This window comes from Allosphingosinicella sp. (assembly GCF_036387215.1).
Classification (GTDB): Bacteria; Pseudomonadota; Alphaproteobacteria; order Sphingomonadales; family Sphingomonadaceae; genus Allosphingosinicella.
The window spans coordinates 1-4693 of record NZ_DASVUE010000163.1 but is presented as its reverse complement, the minus strand read 5'-3'; the positions used below and the strand labels follow the sequence as shown (position 1 = coordinate 4693).

General features: G+C 68.0%; 9 protein-coding genes. 4 read left to right on the top strand and 5 right to left on the bottom strand.

Annotation, left to right across the window (positions count from 1 at the left end):
* Positions 1–29 precede the first annotated feature (29 nt).
* Positions 30–545 carry a PA2169 family four-helix-bundle protein gene (locus VF662_RS06460; protein ID WP_464138993.1) on the top strand — a complete coding sequence of 172 codons (516 nt, stop codon included), beginning with the start codon at positions 30–32 and terminating at the stop codon, positions 543–545.
* Positions 546–596: 51 nt separating this feature from the next.
* Here the strand turns inward: VF662_RS06460 and VF662_RS06455 are convergent, their stop codons facing one another.
* Both VF662_RS06455 and VF662_RS06450 read right to left on the bottom strand, forming a co-directional pair.
* Positions 597–1151 (bottom strand): hypothetical protein, encoded by a 555-nt coding sequence (locus VF662_RS06455; protein WP_464138992.1) that lies wholly within the window; start codon positions 1149–1151, stop codon positions 597–599.
* Positions 1133–1543, bottom strand: a complete 411-nt coding sequence (locus VF662_RS06450) for a DUF2147 domain-containing protein (RefSeq protein WP_464138991.1) — start codon at positions 1541–1543, stop codon at positions 1133–1135. The genes VF662_RS06455 and VF662_RS06450 overlap by 19 nt, the downstream gene beginning before the upstream one ends.
* 89 nt (positions 1544–1632) lie before the next feature.
* Here VF662_RS06450 and VF662_RS06445 point away from each other — a divergent pair, with 89 nt between their 5' ends.
* Entirely contained in the window at positions 1633–2043 is a 411-nt protein-coding gene (locus tag VF662_RS06445) for a DUF4345 domain-containing protein (RefSeq protein WP_464138990.1), read from the top strand.
* Here the strand turns inward: VF662_RS06445 and VF662_RS06440 are convergent.
* Positions 2034–2540 carry a hypothetical protein gene (locus VF662_RS06440; RefSeq protein WP_464138989.1) on the bottom strand — a complete coding sequence of 169 codons (507 nt, stop codon included), beginning with the start codon at positions 2538–2540 and terminating at the stop codon, positions 2034–2036. The two genes, VF662_RS06445 and VF662_RS06440, sit on opposite strands and share 10 nt — an antisense overlap.
* Positions 2541–2866: 326 nt before the next feature.
* Between VF662_RS06440 and VF662_RS06435 the strand changes: the two genes are divergently transcribed.
* Complete coding sequence (locus VF662_RS06435; RefSeq protein WP_464138988.1) at positions 2867–3391, top strand: hypothetical protein; 525 nt, start codon at positions 2867–2869, stop codon at positions 3389–3391.
* On the opposite strand, the gene VF662_RS06430 is transcribed toward VF662_RS06435, so the two are convergent.
* Positions 3388–3924 (bottom strand): hypothetical protein, encoded by a 537-nt coding sequence (locus VF662_RS06430; protein WP_464138987.1) that lies wholly within the window; start codon positions 3922–3924, stop codon positions 3388–3390. The genes VF662_RS06435 and VF662_RS06430 overlap by 4 nt on opposite strands.
* Positions 3925–4034: 110 nt before the next feature.
* On the opposite strand from VF662_RS06430, the gene VF662_RS06425 reads away from it, so the two are divergent.
* A complete protein-coding gene (locus tag VF662_RS06425) occupies positions 4035–4352 on the top strand; it encodes a hypothetical protein (protein ID WP_464138986.1) in 318 nt (105 codons plus the stop codon).
* Positions 4353–4356: 4 nt separating this feature from the next.
* Here VF662_RS06425 and VF662_RS06420 read toward each other — a convergent pair.
* Positions 4357–4693 (bottom strand): UvrB/UvrC motif-containing protein (locus VF662_RS06420; RefSeq protein ID WP_464138985.1); only part of this gene is annotated, 337 nt, incomplete at its 5' end.

Here is a 4693-nt window from a genome sequence, read left to right as displayed (position 1 = left end):
CGGGCTTTTCCAAATCGAGGAGAATAGTAATGCTGGAACCAGGTACAGGCGGCGGCGGGATCGGCGGCGACGGCGGCAGCGCGCATGACGTGACCGTGCTCAACAGCCTGATCGAGACCACGATCGACAGCGTCGACGGCTATCGCCGCTCGGCGCAGGAGGCGACCAACAGCCGCTTCAGCGCCGAGTTCCTGGAGCGCGCCAGCGAGCGCGAGCAGGTCGTGAGCCAGCTTCGCGACCGCGTCCGCCAGCTCGGCGGCAATCCGGAGGACGACGGCAGCGTGCTTGCCGCAGCGCACCGCGCTTTCCTCTCGCTCCGCGGCAAGGTGACGGGCAGCGACGACGATGCGGTCATCGCCGAAGTCGATCATGGCGAGAGCTATCTGAACGGGAAGTGGGAAACCGCGCTTCGCGACGACCGGCTTTCGACCGAGACGCGCAGCCTCGTCCAGAGCTGCTACGACAGCGTCCGCGACGGGCACGAACGCTTCCGGCGCCTCCACGAGGACGTGTCCGGGACGAGCGGCGGCGGCTCCGGCTACTAAGCCGACCCTTCAACGGGAACGGAACGGGCGTGCCGCGAGGTGCGCCCGTTTCTATTTGGATCCGGCGCAGACTTGCGCGAGCGCTTCCTTCAGCGCCTCCGGGGGCGCGGGCACGGGGCCGATGCGCTGGGTGCCGTAGAGGGCGCTGATTTCAGACGCGCGGTCCAGAAGCGCCCCGAAATCATCGGGAACGGCCCCTTCGGCCGTCACGCCCCCTTCGCGGCTCTTGAGGTTGGCGACGAGGGTGACCGGCTCCTGCCCAAGGCCCAAACTGAACCGGTCCTCACTGCCGATGGCCGAGAAGCCGGGCGCGGTGGCGGTGAGGCGTGCGGGGGAGCCGAGGCAGGCGATGCCGAGCAGGAGCCGCCCGCCGGACTCAGTCAGCCGAAGCGCGGTGCCTTCCCCGCTGACCGCGCTTTCCCAGCTGGGTGCGGCCGAGGGAAGGCTCGGCGGCGGCGAGGCATTCACCTGCTGGGCGACTGGCGGCCCGGACGGCTCCGGCACATCCACGCCTCGGTCCGCTTTCGGCTGGCCGGGCCCGCCGCAGGCGGCTAGCAAGGCGAGCAGCGCGAGCGGCGCCCACCGCATCAGCGGGCCCTGGTCCACCGCACCGTTTTGCAAAAGATGGGGATGCAGCCGGAGACGTTGAGCGACCCATCGGAATTGAGCGCCATCTTCGAAGCGTAGCTCTTCCCGCTCCTCGGATCGTAGATCCGGCCGCCCTCCCATTTATCCCCCCTGCGAGAGAAGCCGCTGAGGATGCGGAGACCCTCGATCGGCCGGTTCCGGAGCTTGGGATCCGGATTGCGCACGTCCGTCTTGGGATAGCCGGGCCGCTCGATGAGCACTTTGGCGATCGTCCCGCAAAGTGCTTCGCCGCAGCGGGCGATCACGACCAGCGCCGATTTGTCCCCCGTGAGCCAATTGCCGGTGACATCCGCCGCCTGCGCGGCGGCAGGGGCGGCGAAGAGCGCCAGGACGAGGAGAATATGTCGCATGGTCATCGGTTTAGAGCAGCGAAGCCCGGGCGGCTACCCACTGCCGGAGCCGTTTGGCCCGCATGAGGACGAAATGCGTTGGAGGCTTCATGACGCCTGCATTCGAACGCCGCCTCCTCCAGACCGCCGTCGCATTCGCCTCGCTCGTGCCGTTGTCGATGGGCACGCTCAGCGTGATCCGGAGCGCGGACGTGCTGCGGGGCGTAGCGCAGCCGCTGCCGATCGATCTCGACAGCCATTTCCGCTATCTTTCCGGGATCCTTCTGGGGATCGGCATCGCCTTCGTCGCCTCCATCCCGTCGATCGAGCGGCGCGGGGCGCTGTTCCGGACACTCGGCTTCGTGATCCTCGTCGGCGGCCTCTCCCGCCTGCTTTCGCTGCTGCAGGTCGGGGTACCAGGGCCGGGGCATCAATTCGGGCTGGTGATGGAACTGATCGTGGTGCCTTCGATCGTCCTTTGGCAGGCGCGGATCGGGCGGCTCTCCCGCGCTCAGGCCTGACGACATTCCTCGATGAGCGTGCCGATGCGGCGGTCAGGCGGCATCGAGAGCTTCGGCTCGCCCTTGAGTTCGATCTCGATGGTTCCGCCGAGGCGGCTGAGGCCGTCGGCGAGGCGGTCCTCAAGCCGGACGGTGGCGCCGGCGATCGGAAGGCTGGCGCCGTCCCACATGACCGGCAGCCGCTGCGTCTCGCCGCCGGCGCTGACCTTCATCATGTCGACCCCCGGCTTCGGCGTCACCGTCATCCGCTCGATGAGCAGGCTTTCGAGCTGAACGTCGCAGCGGAGCGCCGCGAGCGGCCGTTCGCGCCGATGCCCGAACACCAGGGCGGAGCCGCCGTCCATATCGATGCGGCGCCATTCGGCTCCGGCCGAACTATCCTGCTTCGCCTGCCCCGGAACGGCCTTTGCCTCGGCGGCGCCCTCGCCCGCCTCGTCGCCGGCGGCGCCGCAGGCCGAAAGAGCGGCGGCGGCGGCCAGTAGGATCAATTTTCGCATGTCGCTCTCAAACGCCGCATCCGGGCGCTGGTGCCACATTTCTGCGGACAAGTTAAAGGGCCGCCGGGATAATCCCGGCGACCCTTCTAACATGGTCAGCGGCCGGAAGCTCCAGCCCGGGAAACCACTGGAAAGCCTAGGCTTTCATTCCCCGAACGAGCAGAACCGACCCCCTTGCTGAACCATGAGACATCGGATCACCTCCTTTCGCTTGTTGATGGCAAGGCGAGTATGAGTCGCGCCGAATCTGCGATCAAGTCTTGTATTCAAATTGTTTCGGGCTAGTATCTTCTGCTTGCGCCGCTCCGGCGGACCGGAGACCTCCGTTGCGCATTTCCACCATCGCGCTGCTTCTTCTTTTGCTGGCAAGCGGTTGCGCGCGGCAGGCCGAAGAGCTGCTCCCCATCCCCGCATCGATCAAGGGCGCGAGCCGCATCGCGGACGTCGAAGTGACGATCGGAAGAGGGGCCGCGGCAGCGGTCGCCGCGATGGATGCGAAGCAAGGCGCGAACGGAGTTTCATTCGCGAAGCTGCTCGACCAGTCGGTGCGCGAGGCGGCCGAGGCGGCGGGGCTCACGTCCGGGCGGGCGCTGAAGCTCGTTCTCGAGGTGGACAGGGTCCAGACGGCGAGCGCCGCGGGTGCGCTCGTGGGGCGGGACGATCGGCTGGAGGGATCGGCATACGTGCGCGACGCCGCGACCGGCGACAGCCTCGGCCAGCTCTACGTCAGCATCGACCGCAACAATGGCGGCTTCATCTCGGCGCTGTCGCGGATCGGCAGCGTGCGCGAAAGCCTGGCCCGGCAGTTCGGAGCCGAAGTCGCCGCCGCGCTGAGCGCGAGGAAGCGTTAGCCCCGGCAATCCTCGACCACCCGGGCCGGCTCGGGCCAGGCCGGGATCACGAGCATCGGCAGCCCTTGCGCCTCGACGGTGAAGCGGCCGCGGCTGAAGGCGATAGCGTCCAGCAGCGGATCGGTCGCGGTGAGCGTCGTCGAGATGAAGCCGGGCTCAGCCTCGGCGGCGACGGGAAGGCTGCGCGAGGTGGAGGTGGTGCGGACCACCATCATGCTCGCAGCCGCCGCCCCTTCACGGGAAAGCGTCACGCGCCGGGTGCTTCGATCGCAGCGGACGATGAAGCTCGCCGAGCCCGCGGCCCCGAACAGCGCCTGCGACGTCATGCCCTGGTTGCCGTAGCTCCAGCCGCCGGGCGTCAAAGGCATATCCCGCCAGTCTTCGGCGGCGGGAGGCGGCGGCGGTGGGAGCTGCTGCTGCACGGGCCTGCGCACCGGAGGCTGCGGCTGAAGCTGCGGCGCCGGCTCCCGCTGGGACACGCAGGCGCTCGCCGCCAGTGCTCCGGCGATGAGGAGGAGACGCAGTGGCTTCATCGATACGCTTCGATAATTCATGCCGCGCTCAACAGCATTCCCCGCGCTCCGATCCAAGCTCTAAATGCCCGAACGGTTGGATAAACGTGACCGTCTGCTATTGCGCCCGCATGCGCGGCCTTGCTTTCGCCCTCCTGCTCCTTCCGCTCGGCGCCTGCGCGCAGACGTTCGAAGGGCGCGTCGCGAGCCGTTTGACGGACGCAGGTCTGTCCCGCCCGATGGCAGAGTGCATGGCGAGCCGCTGGGTCAGCCGGCTGAACGTCCTCCAGCTCCAGAAAATCTCGAATCTGTCCGGGGACCTGCAGCGCGAGCGGGAGAAAGGTCGGCTGACGGTCGGACGCTTCATCGAGCGGGTGCGGGCGGTGGAGGATCCGGAGATCCTCCAGGTCGTCACCAGCTCCGCCGCCGTCTGCGCGATCCGCCGTTGACGGATTAGCGCCTTCCCGCAGCCCACCTTGCGCCTCTGATCGCCTGTTGCTTGCCGAAGCGGGTCTTGCGGGTGCCGGGCTTGCCTTCGGTAGAGTTGCCGAGCACCGGAGCTCGCTTCTCGTGGTCGGGGATGCCGAGCTCGTCTGCCTCCAGGCGCCTGATCTCGTCGCGGAGGCGCCCAGCTTCCTCGAATTCGAGATCCGCGGCTGCCTTTCGCATCCGCTGCTCCAGGTCCTCGATATAGGCGCGCAGATTATGGCCGACGAGGTGCGGACGCTCCTCGTCGCCGGTATCGACGACGACTCCGTCGCGGCTCGAGACGTGGGCGATGATGTCGCTG

Excerpts from the sequence above, each read along its gene's own strand:
- VF662_RS06430 (WP_464138987.1), bottom strand. The coding sequence starts at position 3,924 with ATGAAGCCACTGCGTCTCCTCCTCATCGCCGGAGCACTGGCGGCGAGC.
- VF662_RS06440 (WP_464138989.1), bottom strand. The coding sequence starts at position 2,540 with ATGCGAAAATTGATCCTACTGGCCGCCGCCGCCGCTCTTTCGGCCTGC.
- VF662_RS06445 (WP_464138990.1), top strand. The coding sequence starts at position 1,633 with ATGACGCCTGCATTCGAACGCCGCCTCCTCCAGACCGCCGTCGCATTC.
- VF662_RS06460 (WP_464138993.1), top strand. The coding sequence starts at position 30 with ATGCTGGAACCAGGTACAGGCGGCGGCGGGATCGGCGGCGACGGCGGC.
- VF662_RS06425 (WP_464138986.1), top strand. The coding sequence starts at position 4,035 with ATGCGCGGCCTTGCTTTCGCCCTCCTGCTCCTTCCGCTCGGCGCCTGC.
- VF662_RS06450 (WP_464138991.1), bottom strand. The coding sequence starts at position 1,543 with ATGCGACATATTCTCCTCGTCCTGGCGCTCTTCGCCGCCCCTGCCGCC.